Here is an 18,312-nt window from a genome sequence, read left to right as displayed (position 1 = left end):
GGCGTCAGGCCTTGCGGGCCAAGGTCTCCACCGGGACATAGAACGACCCGCCCGCGGCTTTGAACTCGGCCGACTTGGCGGCCATGCCACGCGCCAGCGCGTCGGCCTCGCTCAAACCCTGTTTCTCTGCGAAATCGCGCACGTCCTGCGTGATCTTCATCGAGCAGAACTTCGGCCCGCACATGCTGCAGAAGTGCGCCTCCTTGCTGCTGTCCTTGGGCAAGGTCTCGTCGTGGAAGTCGCGCGCGGTGTCGGGGTCCAGGCCCAGGTTGAACTGGTCGTGCCAGCGGAACTCGAAACGCGCCTTGCTCATGGCGTCGTCGCGCGCGCGGGCACCCGGATGGCCCTTGGCGATATCGGCTGCGTGGGCGGCGATCTTGTAGGCGATCAGGCCCTGCTTCACGTCGTCGCGGTCGGGCAGGCCCAGGTGTTCCTTGGGCGTCACGTAGCACAGCATGGCCGTGCCCATCCAGCCGATCATGGCCGCGCCGATCGCCGAGGCGATGTGGTCGTAGCCCGGTGCGATGTCGATGGTCAGCGGCCCCAGCGTGTAGAACGGCGCCTCGTGGCAGTGCTTCAACTGCTCGTCCATGTTGGCTTGGATCAGGTGCATGGGCACATGGCCCGGCCCTTCGATCATCGTTTGCACGTCGTGTTGCCACGCGGTCTGCGTGAGCTCACCCAGCGTCTTGAGTTCGGCAAACTGCGCCTCGTCGTTGGCGTCCGCCGCGCTGCCAGGGCGCAGGCCGTCGCCGAGCGAGAAGCTCACGTCGTAGGCCTTCATGATCTCGCAGATCTCGTCGAAGTGCTCATACAGAAAACTCTCGCGGTGGTGTGTGATGCACCACTTGGCCATGATCGAGCCGCCGCGCGAAACGATGCCCGTGCGCCGGTTCGCGGTGAGGTGGATGAAGGGCAGGCGCACACCGGCGTGGATGGTGAAGTAGTCCACCCCCTGCTCGGCCTGCTCGATCAGCGTGTCGCGGTAGATCGCCCAGGTGAGGTCTTCGGCCACGCCGCCCACCTTCTCCAGCGCCTGGTAGATCGGCACCGTGCCGATGGGCACCGGCGAGTTGCGCACGATCCAGTCGCGCGTGGTGTGGATGTTGCGGCCGGTGGAGAGGTCCATCACGTTGTCCGCGCCCCAGCGGATCGCCCAGACCAGCTTGTCCACCTCTTCCTCGATGCTGGAGGTCACCGCCGAATTGCCGATGTTGGCGTTGACCTTGACGAGGAAGTTGCGGCCAATGGCCATCGGTTCCACTTCGGGGTGGTTGATGTTGGCCGGGATGATGGCGCGGCCGCGCGCCACCTCGTCGCGCACGAACTCGGGCGTGATCACGTCCGGGATGCGCGCGCCCATGGGGTTGCCGCGCAGACGCGACTCGCGGGCAGCGTCGCCCAGGTACCCGGCCATCCATTCGCGTTGGCCGTTTTCGCGCACGGCAACAAATTCCATCTCGGGCGTGACGATGCCGCGGCGCGCGTAGTGCAGCTGCGTCACGTTCATGCCGCTCCTGGCGCGGCGCGGCGTTCGCTGCAGGCCTGCGGCCTGGGCACGCAGCGCTTCGATGCGTTCGATGGTGGTGTCGTTCTGGCGGGCCTCGTTCTTCACACCGTCGTCCAGCACCTGGCGGGCGCGGCCGGCATAGGTCTCGGTGTCTCCGCGCGCGGCGATCCACGCACCGCGCACGTCGGGCAGACCGCGCGTCACGTCGATGGCGGCCGCAGGCTCCGAGTACGGGCCCGACGTGTCGTACACCACGACCCGTTCGCCGTTGGTGAGCGCGATCTCGCGCATGGGAACGCGCACACCCGGCAACTGGCCGGGGACGTGGAGTTTGCGGGAGGCGGGGAAGGGTTCGCGGCTGAGGGCGAACGGGGTGGCGGGCAACTTGTCGGACGCATGCATGGTGGCGGTCTCCGGTTCCGGTGGATGGGCAGTGAATGCTCCGGAGGACCGCCCCAGGGACCGCGACGGCGGGTGAGCCACCTCCGCCATGAAAAACGGAGGAGGGGGACACCCACATGCCGCGTGGGGCATGCGCTCTTCTTTCGCCGGTACTAACCGGATCAAGTTCACGGGTTTGGCTGGTCAGCCATCTCAGCGCCCGACCCTTTCAGATCGGTGCACCCCGGAGCAAGGAGGAGTGTATGCGCGCCGGGCGCTTGTGGGCCCGCCTGCTGCCGCGGGTTCAGATCAGGATGTCGAACAGGTTCGAGAACGTGTCCGTCCACGGCCGGAACCCGGGCCGTGGCTCCAGCACCCGGGCGTCTTGCAGCGTTGGCGGCAGCGCAGCGGCCTGGGCGGCGCTCACGAACACCACCCAGGTGGAACGCCGGCAGAACGGATCGCCGTGGCCACCCGGCAATTCGAGCAGCAACGCCACCTTGCCCACGTGTTGTGCGGCCGAGGCCATGACCGGGCGCAGGTCGAGGTAGGTGTTGGTGATGTGCACGGCGAGCAGGCCGTCGGGGCGCATGTGGCGCATGTAGGCGTCGAACGCCTCCAGCGTGAGCAGGTGGGTGGGAATGGAGTCGCCCGAGAAGGCGTCCATGGCGAGCAGGTCAAAAGCTTGCGGGGGTTCGCGCTCCAGCATCAGGCGGCCGTCGCCCAGCACCGGCACGATGTTCGCCGCGCTGTCCGCCAGGTAGCTGAAGTGTTTGCGCGCGAGGTCGAGCACCTGGTCGTTGATCTCGTACATGCGCATCTGATCGCCCGCGCGGCCGTACACCGCCAGCGTGCCCGCGCCCAGGCCCACCACACCGAGTTGGCGCGGACGGTCGGTGGGCAGGCTTTGCAGCGCGCGGCCGATGCCGGTGCGTTCGCAGTAGTAGGCGGTGGCGCGCTTCGGATGGTTCAGGTACTGCTCGCCGTGGGTGATGCTGCCGTGCACCATGCTGCGCATGGGGCCCAGGCCGTCTTCGTCCACGCCCTCTTCAATGCGCGTCTGGCTGTAGAAGTTGCGCACCACCTCGGTGTAGCCCTGCACATAGTCCAGCGAGATGCTGGACAGGCGCGCGCCGTAGAGCAACAGCGCCAGCAGCAAGGCACCACGCAGCCAGTGTGGCCGCTGGTCGCGCAGCTCGGGCCAGAGCACCAGCACCACCAGCAGCGCACACAGAAACAGGCCCAGCGGCAACTCGAAGTAGGCATTGAAGATCACCGGCGCCACCAACCCCACGAACAGGCCACCCAGCGCGCCGCCCACCGAGAGCATCAGATAGAACAGCGTGAGGTGGCGCACGGGCGGGCGCCGGCGCACCAGCTCGCCGTGGCAGACCATGCAGAACACGAACACCGCCGCGCACAGCAAGGCCACGAGCACCGGCACGTCCAGGCCCTGATTCATGGCGAGATCCAGCGCCACGAAGGCCAGCGGCAAGGCCACCCACAGGAAGAACGGGCGCACGTAATAGCGCGGTGCGTCGAAACACAGGATGAAGCTCAGCAGGTACAACGCCAGCGGCAGCACCCAGAGAAAGGGCACGGGCGCCACGTCTTGTGTGAGGTGGCGCGTGATGGCCAGCAGCAGCATCGAAGCGGTGGCTGCCAGGCCCACCCACATGAGGCACTCGCGCCAGCCGGGGCGGGGTGTGTCGTCCAGCGGCGGGGCGGCGGTGGCCGCGTCGTTCTGCCGCCGCACGGTGTAGGCCGCGGTGGCCACGCACACCAGCACAAACAGCGCGTAGCCGGTCGACCACACCCAGGCCTGCGGCTTCACCGCCAGCATCGGCTCCACCAGCACCGGGTACGAGAGCAGCGCCAGCATCGACGCCAGGTTGGACAGCGCATACAGCCGGTAGGGCTGCACACCCTGGCTCACAAAGCTGCGCGCGTACCAGGCCTGCATGAGCGGGCCGGTGGTCGAGAGCAGCAGGTAGGGCACGCCCACCGTGGTGGCCAGCACGCCGAGCACGCTCCAGGTCGGGTAGGCCTGGGCATCGAGCTTCCACGACGGGTCGGCCACCACCGGCAGCGTGGCCAGGCTCAGCAGCAGCAGCGCGCCGTGCACCCAGGGCTGGCGCCCGGCGCTGATCTTTTCGTGCAGCAGGTGCACGTAGGCGTAGCCCAGCAGCAGCTCCACCTGGAAGAACACCATGCACAGCGTCCACACCGACGACGAGCCGCCGAACCACGGCAGGATCATCTTGGCCACGACGGGCTGGATCTGGAACAGCAGGAAGGCGGAGAGAAAGACCGTGGCGGCGAAGAGCGGCATGGGTGTGCGTGGCGAGCCTGAGGTGCTGAAGTATGGCTGCGCGGCTGAACCGCCCGCCGTCTCGCGCGTTCAGGTGTGGCGCTGCAGAAACACGTCGATCGCTTCGTTCACAGGCTCCGGATGCGTGATCGGTCCCATGTGGCCAAGCTGCTCGAACACCACATGCTCGGCGCGAGGCAGAACACCCAGCAAACGCCGGGCGACGCCGTGGGCCGACACTGTGGAGCGAGCGCCCGTCATGAGCAGCACCGGAATCTCGATGTCGGCAAAACGGGCCAGGGGTGTGGGCTCGGTCATCAGGGCGTGGGCCCAGCGGCGCACGTTCGCCGTCGAGTTCGAAATCGCGGGTTGGCGCTCGGGTGGCGTGGCGTCCCAGCTGCCCGGGCCCATCCAGTAGTCAATGAAACATTGGGCGGCCAGCGGCTTGTCGCCCGCATCCAGCGCCGCCGCCGCGGCGGCGACGGCGTTGCGGATGCCGTCGGCTTCGTTGGGCGACGGGCCGTCGGCTTCGATCAGCGAGAACAGCGTGGGCTCGTACAACACCAGCGCACGCACGCGCTGCGGATGCTGCAGCGCCGCGATCAGCGCGACCGCCGCCCCATACGAATGGCCCACGAGGCTGAAGGCATCGCCGGCCCGGGCCAGCACCGGGTCGAGGAACGCCACTTCGTCGGCCAGTGCGATGCGGCGGTCTGACGGCCACTCGGGGCTGGCACCCGAGCCATAGGAATCGGGCACCAACACGCGGTGGCGCGGAGCCAGCCGCGCCATGAGGGCACGCCACTGGCCGCCGTGGCTCGCGTTGGAGTGCAGGCAGATCACGGTCGGGCCGGCACCGGCTTCGCGGGTGTGGGGTTGGACATCGGGCATGGGGTGCTCCATGGAGGGTGCTGGGCGTGCAATGCCCGTTCGGGTGCCGCTGCCATTTGACACGGCAACCGGGGTGTCCGTCGACACCCGGCGTTGTGATCGGCTTCGGGTTGAGCGCGATCAACGGGAACTGGCACCGCTCAGGACACCATGGGCGGCCCTGTCCCATGGCCTGTGCCATGGGACTTCACACCTTGATGGAGCCCTTCATGAAACCCGGAATGCTTGCCGCAGCGTTGTTTTTCACCGCCATCTCGGGAGTTGCCATGGCGCAACCGGCGGTTCCCGGCCCTCTGGCTGCGGATGAGGCGCCGATTTATGGCGCACAACTCATGACCCAGCAGGAGCGGCTGGAATACCGCGACCGGATGCGCGCGGCCCGCACACTGGAAGAACGTGAGCAGCTCCGCGTGCAACACCATGAGCAGATGCAGGCGCGGGCGAAGGAGCGTGGTGCCACGCTGCCCGAGTTGCCGCCGGTGCGCGGCGGCATGGGACCGGGTGGGGGCCAGGGTCCCGGCATGCCCAAGCGCTGAAACGCATCAGGCGGCCAGAGCGGCCCGCCCGTTCGAGAAACGTTGCAGGAACTGCCGTCCCCGTTCGGTGGACGGCGCATTGAAAAAAGCCTCGGGCGAGCCCGTCTCCACCACCACGCCGTGGTCCATGAACACCACGCGGTGGGCCGCCTCGCGGGCGAAGGCCATTTCGTGGGTCACCACCAGCATGGTCATGCCCTCGGCGGCCAGGTCGCGCATCACGGCCAGCACCTCCCCCACCAGTTCGGGGTCGAGCGCGCTGGTGGGCTCGTCGAACAGCATGAGCGCGGGCTTCATGGCCAGCGCGCGCGCAATGCCCACACGCTGCTTCTGACCACCCGACAGGCGCGCGGGGAACACATCGCGTTTGTCGAACAGTCCCACGCGCGTCAGCAGCGCTTCGGCCTCGGCGCGCACGTCGTCCCTGGGTCGGCGTTGCACATGCACCGGTGCCTCCATCACGTTTTGCAACACGGTGAGGTGGGGCCACAGCGCGAGCTGCTGGAACACCATGCCGATGCGCGTGCGCACCTGCGCGAGCTGCTGGTCGTTCATGACCACGCCGCCACTGGTGACTCCGATGGGTTGGCTGTCGATGAGGATGCGGCCGCTGTCGGGGCGCTCCAGCCAGTTGATGCAGCGAAGCAGCGTGGACTTGCCCGAGCCCGAAGGCCCGAGCAGGCACACCGTTTCGCCCGGCGCCACGGTGAACGAGATGTCGTCGAGCACACGCAGGTTGCCGTAGCTTTTGCGCAGCGACTGGACACTGAGGAGGGGGATGCGTGTGGGCATGGTGGGCTCGGTTGGGAGGTCAGCGCCGCGCTTCGGCCAAACGCCCCACGGCGGCCACGCCGGCCTCCACCACCAGGCAAAGCGCCCAGTAGAGCAGCACGGCGGTGAGGAAGGCGGCGAACGGGATGAAGTGGCGCGACTGGATGGAGCTCACCGCGTGGGTGAGTTCGGGCAGCGTGATGATGGTGAGGAAGGCGCTGTCCTTGATGATCTGGATCAGCTGGTTGCCCAGCACCGGCGCGCTCGAGAGCGCCAGCGGCGGCAGCACGATGCGCCGGAACAGGCCCAGGCCGCTGTAGCCGAACGCCACGCCGGCTTCGATGGGTGCGCGCGGCTGCGCCGCCCAGGCGGCGCGCAGGATCTCGGCCATGTAGGCCGCGTGGTACGCGGTGAGGGCGAACAGGCCCGCGCTCCAGGCGTCGAACTGCAGACCCAGCGACGGCAGGCCGTAGTAGACGATGTAGGCGAACAGCAGAAACGGTGTGCAGCGCGCCAGGTCCACCAGCGCCTTGGCCGGCAACAACAGCATGCGCTTCGGCGACATGAGAAGCATCGACAACAAGGCACCGAGCAGCAGCGCCGCCACACCCGCCAGCACCGAGAGCAGCACGGTGTTGCCCAGGCCCGAGAACAGCAAGCCGCGCTCCGACCACACGGTGGCGAAGTCGCGCATCATGCGGTGGCCTCGCGCTGCACGGTGCGCCGCTCCACCCAGCGCTGCACGCTCACCAGCGCATAGACGATGGGGATGTAGATGGCCAGAGCCACCAGAAAGGGTGGCAGCGGTTCGTAGGTCTGCGCGCCGATGCGCACGGCCGCGCGTGTGATGTCGACCACGCCCACCACCGCGAGCACGGGGGTGAGTTTGACCAGCTGCGACATCTCGTTGATGAGTCCGGGCAGCGCCGTGCGCCACACCTGCGGCAGCACGATGCGCCGAAAGCGCAGCACCCGGCCCATGCCGACCGATTGCGCCGCTTCGATCTGGTCTCTGGGCAGGTCGAGCAGGGCGGCGCGCCACACCTCGCAGTTGAAGGCGGCGGTGTTGAGCACGAGCGCGATCAGCCCGGCGGTCACCGGGCCCACCGACACACCCGCCGTGGGCAAGGCAAAAAAGATCAGCAGCACCAGCGTGATGAGCGGCGTGGCGCGCAGCAGGCTCACGTACACCGCCACCACGGGGTTGAGCAGCGGCACCTTGGCCCAGCGCGCCAGTGCCAGGCCCAGACCGAACGGAAGGCCCAGCGCGATGCCGGCGATGGACAGCAGCAGCGTGGTCAGCGCGCCGCTGAAGATCGACAGGACATCGGCGTGGGTCATGCGCTGAAAGGCTTCACTGCTCGGGCGTGTAGCTCACCGGCAGCGTGAACGCTTCACCGAACCACTTCTTCTGCAGCGCCGGCATGACTCCGTTGGCCTTCTGCGCGGCAATGAATTCGTTCATGAACTTCTGCAGATCGGTGTTGCCCTTCTTCACCGCCCAGGCGGGGTACGAGCTGCCCGAGACCGGCTGACCGAGTTCGAACACGTTCGGACGCTCCGCCACCAGCGCCTTGAGGTTGATGACGGTGTTGACCACGAAGTCGGTGCGCTTGAGCGCGAGGTCCTGGTAGGCCTCGGGGTAGGACGCGTACTCCACGACCTTGCCGAGCTTGCCGCCCTCCTTGGCCAGCATGGCCTGGAGCTCGGGCAGGCGGCTCAGGAACGCGCTGCCGGTCTGCACGCCCACGGTCTTGCCGTTGAGGTCCTTGATGCTCTTGATGCTGCTGTCGTCCTTGCGCTTGACGTAGTAGTGCGTGGCATCGGCAATGGGGCTGGTGAAGTCCAGCGAGAGCGTGCGTTCCTTGGTCATGAGCACGGCGGTGATGGCGATGTCGTACTTGCCGGTCGCCACGCCCGCGAGGATGCCGGGCCAGGGCAGGATCTCCTGGCGGATTTCAAACGGCGCGTACTTGCGCAGCGCATCCACCATCTCGTTGTTGAACCCGGTGGGCTTGCCGTCCTTGACAAATTCAAACGGGCGGAAGTCGTCTTCGGTGACCACGGTCATGTAGCCGCGCTTCTTGATCTCGTCGAGGTTGGCGGCGTGTGCGGTGGTGGCCCACAGTGCGAGCGGCAGCAGCAGGGCGGCGAGCACGCCGCGGCGGGAGAACGGGAGGGTGGCTGGCATGGTGAAGCTCCTGGGAGTGGAAGGGACGTGGGGTGAATCGCTTCACCTTCAGCGCAAGTTGCATGCCCATCCAAAAGCCGAGGAGGTCCGGTTGTGCAGACGCGTCCCCACCACCCGCTGCGAAGCCGGTGCATGTGCCGTCGGGTGCACGGCAGCGGTGCGTGGGCACGCTTCAGTCGGGTGCGTGCCACTCCAGCACCTGCCAATGCACCGGCAGAAGAGGGCTCTTCACCGTGGCCTCCGACTGGCTCGTGCGCTGCAGGGCACAGGTGTGCGCGCGGCCTTCCCGTTCGGGCACAGTGGCGCGCTCGATGGTCCACACGCCGTGTTCCAGCGTGCCGAAGCCGATGTCGAAGTCCAGCAGGTCCTCGGCTGCTTGCGGGTGGCGCGCCACCACCTCGGCCAGGGTGTCGTCGGGCGCGGTGTCGGCCGGCCAGGCGGTGCTGCGCGGGCGCAGGTGCATGAGGTACCGCCCGGCCACCAGCAGGCGCTCCGCCGTGGGTGCGCCGGTGTCGTCGAGCGCGGCCAGTGCGATGCGTTTGCCCAGCGAGCCCGGCAGGCGTTCCCACACTTCGAAGTAGGTGCCGTGGATGCCGGTCTCGTGCACACAGTCGGCTGACTCGAACACCATGTGGCCCGCGTCGGGTGTGCTGCGCGGCGGCTGCAGGTCGATGTGCCGCTGCCAGGTGCAGACGTCGGGTTGGTGCGGGTCGGGCTGCGTGATGAGCGTGGTGCCGCCGAAGCCCTGCAGTTGGGCGCGGCCGGCCGAGGTGGCGCGGTTGGCCGTGGCGGGCACGCGCAGGTCACCGTGCCACAGGCCTGCCTGCAGCCAGCGCACCCAGGTGGTGGTGTCGCGCTCGGTGGGCGTTTCCAGCAGGGTGCGCTGCCACACGCCGTGATAACGATCGGGGATGGTCATGTGACGGCGTTCGGGAAGACGGGCAGCTGTCGGTAGAAGGCCATGTCGTGGTTGGGCCAGAGCTGCGCGCCGGTATCAAAGGCGAGTGCCTTGAGTTTGCGAATGCTCTCCACAGCCTGCTGCTCGCGGCCCTGCCACAGCGTGCCGGGTGCCACCTCGTCGTCGATGTTTTCCTGCAGGTCGGCCGCGTCGCCGGCCAGCAGCACCGGCGCACCGGTGGGCAGTTCGATCAGCATCGACATGTGGCCGGCGGTGTGGCCGGGCGTGGCCACGGCGTGCACGCCGGGCAACACGCTGTACTCGCCGTGCTTCAGGCAGAACGGGAGGGCCCGTCCCTCGTCGTCGAGCAGGTCGTCTTCGAACACCGCGCCGTCCAGTCCGCTGCAGGCGGCATTCCACTCGTCGCGCTGCAGGTGGACCTCGGCGCCGCAGCCGCAGCGTTTGAGCTCCTTCAAGCCACCCGCGTGGTCGAAGTGCAGGTGGCCGATGAAGATCACGTCCACATCCTTCGCTCCCAGCCCCAGGCGCGCCAGGTGGTTCGGGATGCGGTGTTCCTCCCGCATGTCGGGCGCGCCCATCTCGAAGGTGGCAGGGTTGTAGTAGCGGTCCCGCAGCGTGGGCGTGTGGATCTTGGCGTGGTCACAACCGACGTCGTAGAGGATCCGGCCGTTTTTCGTTTCGATCAGGTAGGCCAGGATGGGCGCTTCAATGGTCTGGCCATGGCCCCGGTTGAAGGTGGAGATGGTCTTGTCGTAGCGGTGGGTCGCGGTGAGCAGCGGCCAGAGGCGCAAGGCTTGGGTCATGGGGTCAGGCTCCGGTGAAGGATTGCACCCAGGTGTTCACCCTGTCGGGAACGGCGGCTCGCACCCCCTGCAACGAGGCCACCACCTCGTCGGTGCTGCGCACGCGCCCGAAGATGCCGCCCTCCACCGCGATCATGGCCAGGGCAGGTGCCTGCAGCGCCGGATTGCTGGCGGCGGTCGCGTCACCCACGGTGGTGCAGGCAAAGCCCCGGTCCACCGCTTCGCGCAGCGTGGAATGCACACAGACCTCGGTGGTCACGCCGCAGATGATGAGCGCCTCGATGTCGTGCGCGGCCAGCACCTGCGCCAGCCGCGTGCGGTGAAAGGCGCCATAGCCGGGCTTGTCGATCACCTCTTCGCCAGTCACCGGTCGCACCGCGTCCACGAAGTCGTGGCCTTGTTCACCGCGCACCAGCAGGCGGCCCAGCGGCCCCAGGCTGCCGATGGGTGCGCCCGCGTCCACGCTGCGCTGCAGTTTGGTGGCGGGACAGTCGCTCAGGTCGCTCAGATGGCCTTCGCGCGTGTGCACCACCAGCAGGCCCGCCGCACGCGCGGCCTGCAGCAGCCGCACGGTGTTGGCCACCACCGCCTGCATGGGGCCGATGTCGATGCCGGCCTGGTGGGCGTAGCCGCCCGGGCTGCAGAAGTCGCGCTGCAGGTCGATCACGACCAGTGCGGTGTGGGTGGGGTCGAACGCGGTGTCCATGCTCAGACGACCTTGGGTCGGGTGAAGCCGTTGGTGATGGCTTCGGCCATGCGGCGGGCCACTTCAACCGCGAGCAAGCGGCCCTTGACGGCGTCCGATCCCTTGGCCGATGACAGCACGCCCGAGGCCGGCACCCAGTCGGTGCGCGGCGGGTACATGTCGTACGGCGGGAAGTCGGCCGGGCCGTCGTCGGGCAGCAGGTCCATGCGCACCAGATGCGGGTGGTAGTGCAGCATCATGGACGTTTCCAGCACCGCGGCATGCTCCAGCGCAAAGCCCGGAAAACCGTCGGGGAACACATCGCCCAGGGTCTCGGGCGTCATGAAGTCCCAGTACTCCAGGCGCATCACCTGCAACTGGTTGGCCGGGTCGGCGGCCTTGGCGTCGCGCAGGCCGAGGTCGATGCCTTCGATCAGGAACCACTGGTTTTCGTAGTGGCCGTTCACGATCACGAGCTTCGCCAAGCCGTGTCGTGCGAACTCGCGCACCGCGTCCCGCACCTGGCCGACCAGCGTGGCCGCGTCCACACTCGTGGTGCCGCAGAAGTGCTGGCCGCCACCGCACTTGGGCTGCGACTTGTAGCCGTACGACAGCGTGGGCGCCACCAGGCCACCCACGAGCGCTGCGGCGTCGGCCGCCACCGCGCTGGACAGCAGACCGTCGGTGCCCAACGGCAAGTGTGGGCCGTGCTGTTCGAGTGCGCCCACGGGCAGCAGCACCGGCGGCTGGTCGCGTTGCACGCGCGACTGGTAGTCCACCCACGAGAGTTCGTTCATCCACACGGTGGGGTTCATTCAGGCTCCTTGGGGTTTGGGATCGGGCGAGGTGTCGAGCGCTTCGGCGAACGCGGCCATGGCGATCAGCGCGCCGCCGGCCCACTCCAGGCCGGTCATGGATTCGTCGCCGAACCACAGCGCGCTCATCACCGCGACCACCAGCTCGGCCAGCAGGATCACGCCGGCCTTGCTGCTCTCGATGTGCGTCACACCGAACTGCCAGGTGGCGGTGGCCAGCAGCAGCCACACAAATCCGTAGGCCAGCACGGCCAGCCACACGCCGATGCCCATGCCGCTGGGCACGCTGTGGCCCAGTGCGCTGGTGGCCAACAACGAAATGACACCGCAGCCCGCGAACACCGCGAAGGTCTTGCTCACCATGGGCACCTGCTGCGCGGCGCGGGCGATCACGTTGTTGGCCGCAAAGCAGAAGCCGGCGGAGAGCGCGAGGAAATCGACGAAGGTGAAGGTGAAACCGAGCCCACCCGGGCCGCCCAGGAACAGCCACAGCCCCAGCAGCGCCACCACCACCGCCGCCCAGCGCAGCGGCGGAATGCGCTCCTTCAGGAACAGCCAGCCACCCAGCACGGACCACACCGGCGAGAGGTAGAATAGGAACATGACCCGCACCACGTCGCCCAGCATGAGCGCGTTGACGAACGAGGTGTTGGCCCAGCCACCCACCACGGCCAGGGCCAGCAGCAGACCCCACTGCACCCGCCACGCGGCGCGCTGGCGCCAGATGAAAACGCAGCTGAACAGGCCCACCACGCCGTAAGAGAGCAGCGACACCATGGGACCGGTGAGACCCTGCGCGATGAACCACTTGAGCGGCATCCACGACAGGCCCCACAGCGATGCCGAGAACAGCAACACGCCGGTGGCGACGCGGTTGGACGGGTGGGTGAGCACGGACATGGGGGGCCGATCAGGGCATCACCGAGCCGCCGTTGGGACCGAGTACCTGGCCGCAGTAAAAGCGGGACATGTCGGAGGCCAGGAACAGCGCCGTGGCCGCGATCTCTTCGGCCTCGGCCACGCGGTGCTGCGGAATGGCGAGTTCCTTCTCGATCCACTCGGGGCTCATGTGTTCGAGCGAGACCATGGCGGTGTTCACCGGGCCGGGCGCAATGGCATTGACGCGGATGCCGTGGGGCGCGAACTCACGCGCCAGCGAACGCGTGAGGCCGATCACACCGGCCTTGGCCGCGCAGTAGGGCGCGTAGTTCTCGCGGCCCAGGATGCCGAGGTCGGACGCGAGGTTGACGATGACGCCACCGCCGCGCGCCACCATGCCGGGCAGCACCGCGCGCGCCATGAGGAAGACCGACTTGAGGTCGGTGTTCAACATGCGGTCCCAGTCGGCTTCGGAGGTGTCCAGGAAAGGCTTTTCCTGGATGATGCCGGCGTTGTTGACGAGGATGTGCAGGTCGCCCATGGTGTGCAAGGCTTCCTCCACCAGGCGCTGCACAGCCGCGCTGTCGCTCACGTCGGCGTTGATGGCCACAGCGTGTCCGCCCGCGCCCTTGATGGCCTGCACCAGCGTGGCGGCATCCTGTGGCTGGTTCAGGTGGTTGATGACCACGCGCGCACCGGCTTGCGAGAGCTTCAGCGCGATCGCGCGGCCGATGCCGGTGGCCGCACCGGTGATGAGGGCCGTCTGCCCCGAGAGTGAAAGAGAAACGCTCATGGGGTACCTTCGCCCTGCGGGCTGCGGTGCGAGCTTGCTTGGGAACGGCCCGGCGCGGCGCTCATGCCATCACCTCGCCGTGGCTGGCCACCAGGCACTGGCCGGTGAGCGAACGCGATTCGGTGCTGGCCAGAAACAGGAACACGCCGGCGATGTCGGCCGGTGTGAGCATCTCGGGCACGGCCTGGCGCGCCAGGATCTCGCGCTCCACCTCGGCTTCGCTGCGGCCTTGCTCATGTGCCATGGCGGTGAGCGATCGCATCGCGGCCTCGGTGCGGATCCAGCCGGGGCAGACCGCATTCACGCGGATGCCGCGCGGCCCGAGCTCCAGCGCGAGCGAGCGCGTGAGACCGATCACCGCGTGTTTGCTCGCCGCGTAGGCCGAGAAGCCCGCCACGCCGATGCGGCCCCAGATGGACGACTGGTTGATGACACTCGCGCCGCGCGGCAGCAAGGGCAGCAGGGCCTGCATGAGCCGCACCATGGAGGTGACGTTGTTGTCCAGCAGGCCGGCCCAGCGGGTCATGGCATCGGGTGCGGCGTCGTCCAGCGGCGTGGGGTACTCGGTGCCGGCGTTGTTGACCAGCACGTCGAGCTGGCCCCAGGCGTCGCGCACCTGGTCGGCCACGGCGGCCACCTGTTGGGTATCGCCGAGGTCGCACTCGACCGCTGTGGCACCCAGCTCGCTGGCCACTAAGGACAAACCGGTGCCCGTGCGGTCCAGCAACATCAGCCGCACGCCTTGCGCCGCAAAGGCCCGCGCCAGCGCCTGGCCGATGCCGCCAGCCGCGCCGGTGATCAGCACGGTCTTGCCCTCCAGGCCGTGGTCGACGGCCATGTCAGACGGCGGTGAGGAAAGACACGCCCACGGCGCCCAGGAAACCGTCGGCGCGGCCCGGCGTGCCGGGCGGTTGCACCACGCCGTAGTTGCTTGCCAGCACGCGTTTGACGCGGTTGATGTGGAAGCTCTTGAGCAGTTCACCCACGGTGATCACCTGCGGGTAGCTGTCGGCGTAGAGCTCGCGGTGGAAGGCGGGCAGGCGGTACCAGGGCGCGGTGGGGCGTTCGTGGTGCGCGTTGTGGAAACCGAAGTTCAGCCAGATCAGGTTGAACCACTTCGCGTCCAGGCTCACCACGTCGCTGTAGGTGTTGGCCTGCTCGTAGGCGCGGTCGCGCAGCTTGTCGGCGGGGATCGGTGTGTCGTCCAGGATGGGGTAGGCGTCGTAGGTGTGCTGGAAGCAGTCCGCAAAGCGCAGCACCGTGATGAAGATGAGGAAGGCCACGAAGTACAGGGCGAGGGCCTTGAGCGACCACCAGCCAAGCAGGGCGAGTGCAGCGACGCGCACCAGTGCCACGCCGATCACGCGGGCACGCGCGGCTTTTTTCTTCTCGCCCATGAAGGGCATGGCGATCACATAGCCGCGCATCACAAACTCGACCGCCGGGATGTAGGCCCACTCCAGCGCCAGCACCACGCGGCGCACGGCGGGGTGGGCGCGCAGGAAGGCCTGCGCGTCGAACGTGAGGACGTCGGCGCGCTCCACGTGGTGGCGCATGTGTTTGCGGCGCATGTCGGCGAAGCTGGCGTAGCAGCTGCCGTTGATCCAGCTCATCAGCGTGCCCCAGCGCTCGTTGGCCTGCGCGGTGCGAAAGATGGCGTTGTGCGCGAACTCGTGGATGAAGTAGGCCGACCACACCAGCGTTTGCGCCACCAGCAGCACGCCCAGTGCATTCAACAGCCAGCTGGCCTGCCCCAGCAGGGCAATGCCCACCGGCCATCCCAGCACGATGAAGCCGATGGCGGCGACATTCGGCCACACGCCATCCTCGTATCGGAAAACCGGTTTCATGGCAATGCCTTCAATGGGTCAACGCAGTCGTCACCGCACCGGTGCCCGAGCGGGCACCGGTGCAGCCAACCATGGGATTACTTCAGGCCCTTGACCAGGCTGGCGTCGAAGGTGGCTTCGATCGCCGGGATGGTGGTGATCTGGCCTTTGGCCTTGAGCAGCTCGCCGATGATTTCGCCGCTGGCGTAGTACGAGGTGGTTTCCTTGGCCTTCATGAAGGCCTTGGGCATTTCGGCCACGGGGATGTTGTAGACGCCGGTGAGTTGCTCTTTCACCTCGGCGGCCGACACGCCCATGAACTTGCCGATGATCTTGTGCGCTTCGGCCGGCTTGGCTTTCATGTAGGCCAGACCGTCCAGATACGCCTGCATCACGCCGGTGATCTGCGCCGGCTTGGCCTTGATGACCTTGTCGTCGAACACCAGCACGTCGGCGATCAGGCCGGGCGCGTTCTTCGAGGAGAACACCACCTTGAACTTCTTGCCGCCGCCCTGGCCCAGGATCTGCGACAGGCTGGGCTCGTAGGTCACGCCGATCGGCAACTGGCCGGAGGCCATGGCGGCCGGCACGGCTTCGGGCGTCATGCTCACCGGGGTGATGTCCTTCTCGGTCAGGTTCACCGTCTTGAGCGCGTACGACAGCAGGAAGTCGCTCGGCGAGAGCGGGTTGTAGCCGATCTTCTTGCCTTTGAAATCGGCCACCTTGGTGATGCTGCCGTCGGCCACGATGGCGTCGCCACCGTTGGAGTAGTCGATGGGCATGACCACCTTCATGTTGCGGCCCGCGGCCACCTGGCCCACCACCTGGTCGTAGGTCAACATGCCGCCGTCGACCGCGCCCGAGGCGATGGCCGCGGGGATCAGTGCCGGGTCGTTGAAGACCTGCAGCGAGACCTTGAGGTTGTACTTTTTGTAGAGGTCCAGTGCCTCGGCCACGTAGAACGGGCCGTAGCCGATCCACACCACGGTGGCGATCTTCATCTGGGCGGGCGCCTGCGCGAACGAGGAGAAAGCGGCGAGCGACAGCGCCAGGCCCAGGGCCGGCTTGAAGAAGTGGTTGCGCCGGCTGGACAGGGTGGGGGCAGAGGTTTTCATCAGGGGCTCCATGGGTTGAAAGGACGCGCAGGAAGAAGCGATCAACTGATCGTTCTCCCGGGCTTTTGTCCCTCCGTGGAGCCTGCGATGAGGCCGGCACACTCTCGGACCAGACACCACGCGAACGCGGTCGGAACCCTAGTGCACCTGAGTGCTGAGCGGATGGTCGGGCAGATCCCGGATCGCTCTTCTTGCGAGGTGGTGTTCAGCAGAAAGCGTGCCAGGCTTCCAGCCGCCGTGCACCCTCTCCGAAGCGCCGTCTTGCACCAAAAGCAGAAGCTGTGCGCCTGTTCAGCGGGGCCGCGTCGCTTTGACTTGCCCCGTGTTGGTGCGCCTGGCACGGGCCTTGGGTGCTGCGGTGGGTTCCGCCGCTGGCTCGGTGGTTGCTGGCGGCAGCAAGGGCACGAAGGGTGCGCGGGCCTCGTCGGCCAGTCCCTGGGTGAGCGTTTCCAGGATCTCGATCAGCTGCTGGCGCTGCGTGAGCGTCAAGGGCGAGAGCAGGCGCTGGTAGGCCTGTTCGGCCGGGCCGCGCGCTTGCTGCAGCAGCTTCTTGCCGGCGGGGGTGAGCACCACGGCCATCTGGCGGCGGCTGTGCTCGGCGATGCGCCGCTCGATCAGCCCGCGTTCTTCGAGCCCCTTGCACACCCGCATGACCGTGACCTTGTCGAAGGCCAGCGCGCGAGCGAGCCGGGTCTGGTCCAGGCCGGGTTCGCTGGACAGCACGGTGAGCACGCCGTACTGTGCCGGCGTCAGACCCACACTGGCGCAGGCGTTCTCGAACACCGCCGCCGAAATCTGGTGGGTGCGGCGCAGCAGGAAGCCCGGGCGCTGGTAAAGGTCTTTCAGGGTCATAAGTGGCTCGGAAACTCGGGATTCTACGAATGCGGCCCACCGGGGGGACTTTCATAAGGGTTCGCATGCTAACGATAGGAGACATTGGATGACACGCTCGCACACCCTCACCAGCCGCGTCTGGCGCAGCCTGCTCGCCCTGGCGGTGCTCGCCGGCACCGGTTGGGCCCAGGCCCAGACGACCGATGCGCCGCTGCGCCTGATCGTGCCGTTCACGCCCGGCACCGGCATCGACCTGATCGCGCGCACCATCGGCCCCAAGCTCTCCGAGCGGCTGAAACGTCCGGTGGTGGTGGACAACCGCGCGGGCGCCTCCGGCAACATCGGCACCGAAGCCGTGGTGCGCGCCGCGCCCGACGGCAACACCCTGCTGGTGAGTGTGAACACCCTGGTGATGAACCGCAGCCTGTACCCCGCCGCCACCTTCGACCCGCTGCGCGACCTCACCCCGGTGAGCCTGACCAGCTGGGGCCAGCTGATGCTGGTGACCCACCCCCGGAGTGGCTTCAAGACCGCCGCCGATCTGGTGGAGGCCGCGCGCAAGGCCCCCGGCAAACTCAACTACGCCTCGCCGGGCGTGGGCACGCCGCACCACCTGTCCATGGAGCTGTTCAAGAACACCAGCAAGAGCTTCATCACCCACATCCCCTACCGCGGCACCGGCCCGGCCCTCACCGACATGATCGGCGGGCAGGTGGATGCGATGTTCCTGCCGATCCACGTCGCGTTGCCGCAGGTGCGCAGCGGGCGCCTGGTGGCGCTGGCCATCGGCAGCGACAAACGCCACCCTTTGTTGCCGGATGTGCCCACGCTCACCGAGTCGCGCACCGGCGATGTGAACGTGGACATGTGGTACGGCGTGTTTGCGCCCAAGGGCATGGCCCCGGCCATGGTGGCCACCCTCAACCGCGAGATCAACGACATCCTGGGCAGCGACGAGGTGAAAAAGGCGTTCTCGGGGCAGGGCATGGACCCGAGCACCGGCACGCCCGAGGCGTTCGGTCAGCTGGTGCAGAAGGATGCCTAGCGCT

General features: G+C 67.7%; 19 protein-coding genes and 2 riboswitches. Of the genes, 2 read left to right on the top strand and 17 right to left on the bottom strand.

The genetic code is table 11. The annotated features are described in order from the left end of the window. Positions 1 to 4: 4 nt before the first annotated feature. From thiC to BSY239_RS13070, 3 genes are all read right to left on the bottom strand, one after another. The gene (gene thiC / locus BSY239_RS13080; RefSeq protein WP_069047241.1) at positions 5 to 1,912 is read right to left on the bottom strand and encodes a phosphomethylpyrimidine synthase ThiC; all 1,908 of its coding nucleotides are present in this window, start codon (positions 1,910 to 1,912) and stop codon (positions 5 to 7) included. A gap of 121 nt (positions 1,913 to 2,033) precedes the next feature. After that, a riboswitch (TPP riboswitch) is annotated at positions 2,034 to 2,148 on the bottom strand. A gap of 47 nt (positions 2,149 to 2,195) precedes the next feature. Further along, positions 2,196 to 4,223 carry a spermidine synthase gene (locus BSY239_RS13075; RefSeq protein ID WP_069047240.1) on the bottom strand — a complete coding sequence of 676 codons (2,028 nt, stop codon included), beginning with the start codon at positions 4,221 to 4,223 and terminating at the stop codon, positions 2,196 to 2,198. Between the two features lie 69 nt (positions 4,224 to 4,292). Beyond that, on the bottom strand, positions 4,293 to 5,093 hold the full coding sequence (locus tag BSY239_RS13070) for an alpha/beta fold hydrolase (protein WP_069048980.1): 801 nt from the start codon (positions 5,091 to 5,093) through the stop codon (positions 4,293 to 4,295). 209 nt (positions 5,094 to 5,302) lie between these two features. On the opposite strand from BSY239_RS13070, the gene BSY239_RS13065 reads away from it, so the two are divergent. Continuing rightward, complete coding sequence (locus BSY239_RS13065) at positions 5,303 to 5,629, top strand: hypothetical protein (RefSeq protein ID WP_069048979.1); 327 nt, start codon at positions 5,303 to 5,305, stop codon at positions 5,627 to 5,629. A gap of 6 nt (positions 5,630 to 5,635) precedes the next feature. On the opposite strand, the gene BSY239_RS13060 is transcribed toward BSY239_RS13065, so the two are convergent. From BSY239_RS13060 to BSY239_RS12995, 14 genes are all read right to left on the bottom strand, one after another. Next, positions 5,636 to 6,421 carry an amino acid ABC transporter ATP-binding protein gene (locus BSY239_RS13060; RefSeq protein ID WP_069047239.1) on the bottom strand — a complete coding sequence of 262 codons (786 nt, stop codon included), beginning with the start codon at positions 6,419 to 6,421 and terminating at the stop codon, positions 5,636 to 5,638. 19 nt (positions 6,422 to 6,440) lie between these two features. Continuing rightward, on the bottom strand, positions 6,441 to 7,097 hold the full coding sequence (locus tag BSY239_RS13055) for an amino acid ABC transporter permease (RefSeq protein ID WP_069047238.1): 657 nt from the start codon (positions 7,095 to 7,097) through the stop codon (positions 6,441 to 6,443). Beyond that, on the bottom strand, positions 7,094 to 7,741 hold the full coding sequence (locus tag BSY239_RS13050) for an amino acid ABC transporter permease (protein WP_069047237.1): 648 nt from the start codon (positions 7,739 to 7,741) through the stop codon (positions 7,094 to 7,096). Before BSY239_RS13050 ends, BSY239_RS13055 begins: the two co-directional genes overlap by 4 nt. A gap of 13 nt (positions 7,742 to 7,754) precedes the next feature. Then, positions 7,755 to 8,591: a transporter substrate-binding domain-containing protein gene (locus BSY239_RS13045; protein ID WP_069047236.1), complete on the bottom strand. Its 837-nt coding sequence runs from the start codon at positions 8,589 to 8,591 to the stop codon at positions 7,755 to 7,757. Between the two features lie 172 nt (positions 8,592 to 8,763). Next, positions 8,764 to 9,510 (bottom strand): hypothetical protein, encoded by a 747-nt coding sequence (locus BSY239_RS13040; RefSeq protein WP_069047235.1) that lies wholly within the window; start codon positions 9,508 to 9,510, stop codon positions 8,764 to 8,766. After that, positions 9,507 to 10,313 carry an N-acyl homoserine lactonase family protein gene (locus BSY239_RS13035; RefSeq protein WP_069047234.1) on the bottom strand — a complete coding sequence of 269 codons (807 nt, stop codon included), beginning with the start codon at positions 10,311 to 10,313 and terminating at the stop codon, positions 9,507 to 9,509. Before BSY239_RS13035 ends, BSY239_RS13040 begins: the two co-directional genes overlap by 4 nt. Positions 10,314 to 10,317: 4 nt before the next feature. Beyond that, positions 10,318 to 11,019: a cysteine hydrolase family protein gene (locus BSY239_RS13030; RefSeq protein ID WP_069047233.1), complete on the bottom strand. Its 702-nt coding sequence runs from the start codon at positions 11,017 to 11,019 to the stop codon at positions 10,318 to 10,320. A 2-nt stretch (positions 11,020 to 11,021) separates the two neighbouring features. Beyond that, positions 11,022 to 11,813 carry a creatininase gene (locus BSY239_RS13025; RefSeq protein ID WP_069047232.1) on the bottom strand — a complete coding sequence of 264 codons (792 nt, stop codon included), beginning with the start codon at positions 11,811 to 11,813 and terminating at the stop codon, positions 11,022 to 11,024. Then, entirely contained in the window at positions 11,814 to 12,713 is a 900-nt protein-coding gene (locus tag BSY239_RS13020; protein WP_069047231.1) for a DMT family transporter, read from the bottom strand. Positions 12,714 to 12,723: 10 nt separating this feature from the next. Beyond that, the gene (locus BSY239_RS13015; RefSeq protein WP_069047230.1) at positions 12,724 to 13,485 is read right to left on the bottom strand and encodes an SDR family NAD(P)-dependent oxidoreductase; all 762 of its coding nucleotides are present in this window, start codon (positions 13,483 to 13,485) and stop codon (positions 12,724 to 12,726) included. 61 nt (positions 13,486 to 13,546) lie between these two features. Then, positions 13,547 to 14,323, bottom strand: a complete 777-nt coding sequence (locus BSY239_RS13010; RefSeq protein ID WP_069047229.1) for an SDR family NAD(P)-dependent oxidoreductase — start codon at positions 14,321 to 14,323, stop codon at positions 13,547 to 13,549. A gap of 1 nt (position 14,324) precedes the next feature. Further along, on the bottom strand, positions 14,325 to 15,335 hold the full coding sequence (locus BSY239_RS13005) for a fatty acid desaturase family protein (protein WP_069047228.1): 1,011 nt from the start codon (positions 15,333 to 15,335) through the stop codon (positions 14,325 to 14,327). Between the two features lie 77 nt (positions 15,336 to 15,412). Further along, on the bottom strand, positions 15,413 to 16,429 hold the full coding sequence (locus BSY239_RS13000) for an ABC transporter substrate-binding protein (protein ID WP_156775475.1): 1,017 nt from the start codon (positions 16,427 to 16,429) through the stop codon (positions 15,413 to 15,415). A gap of 52 nt (positions 16,430 to 16,481) precedes the next feature. Beyond that, positions 16,482 to 16,582: riboswitch (guanidine-I (ykkC/yxkD leader) on the bottom strand. A gap of 138 nt (positions 16,583 to 16,720) precedes the next feature. Beyond that, positions 16,721 to 17,281 carry a MarR family winged helix-turn-helix transcriptional regulator gene (locus BSY239_RS12995; RefSeq protein ID WP_069047227.1) on the bottom strand — a complete coding sequence of 187 codons (561 nt, stop codon included), beginning with the start codon at positions 17,279 to 17,281 and terminating at the stop codon, positions 16,721 to 16,723. A gap of 88 nt (positions 17,282 to 17,369) precedes the next feature. On the opposite strand from BSY239_RS12995, the gene BSY239_RS12990 reads away from it, so the two are divergent. After that, a complete protein-coding gene (locus BSY239_RS12990; RefSeq protein WP_069047226.1) occupies positions 17,370 to 18,308 on the top strand; it encodes a tripartite tricarboxylate transporter substrate binding protein in 939 nt (312 codons plus the stop codon). The last annotated feature ends 4 nt before the right edge of the window (positions 18,309 to 18,312 follow it).

Source organism: Hydrogenophaga sp. RAC07 (genome assembly GCF_001713375.1).
Lineage (GTDB): Bacteria > Pseudomonadota > Gammaproteobacteria > Burkholderiales > Burkholderiaceae_C > Hydrogenophaga.
This window is presented reverse-complemented; position numbering and strand designations above follow the sequence as displayed.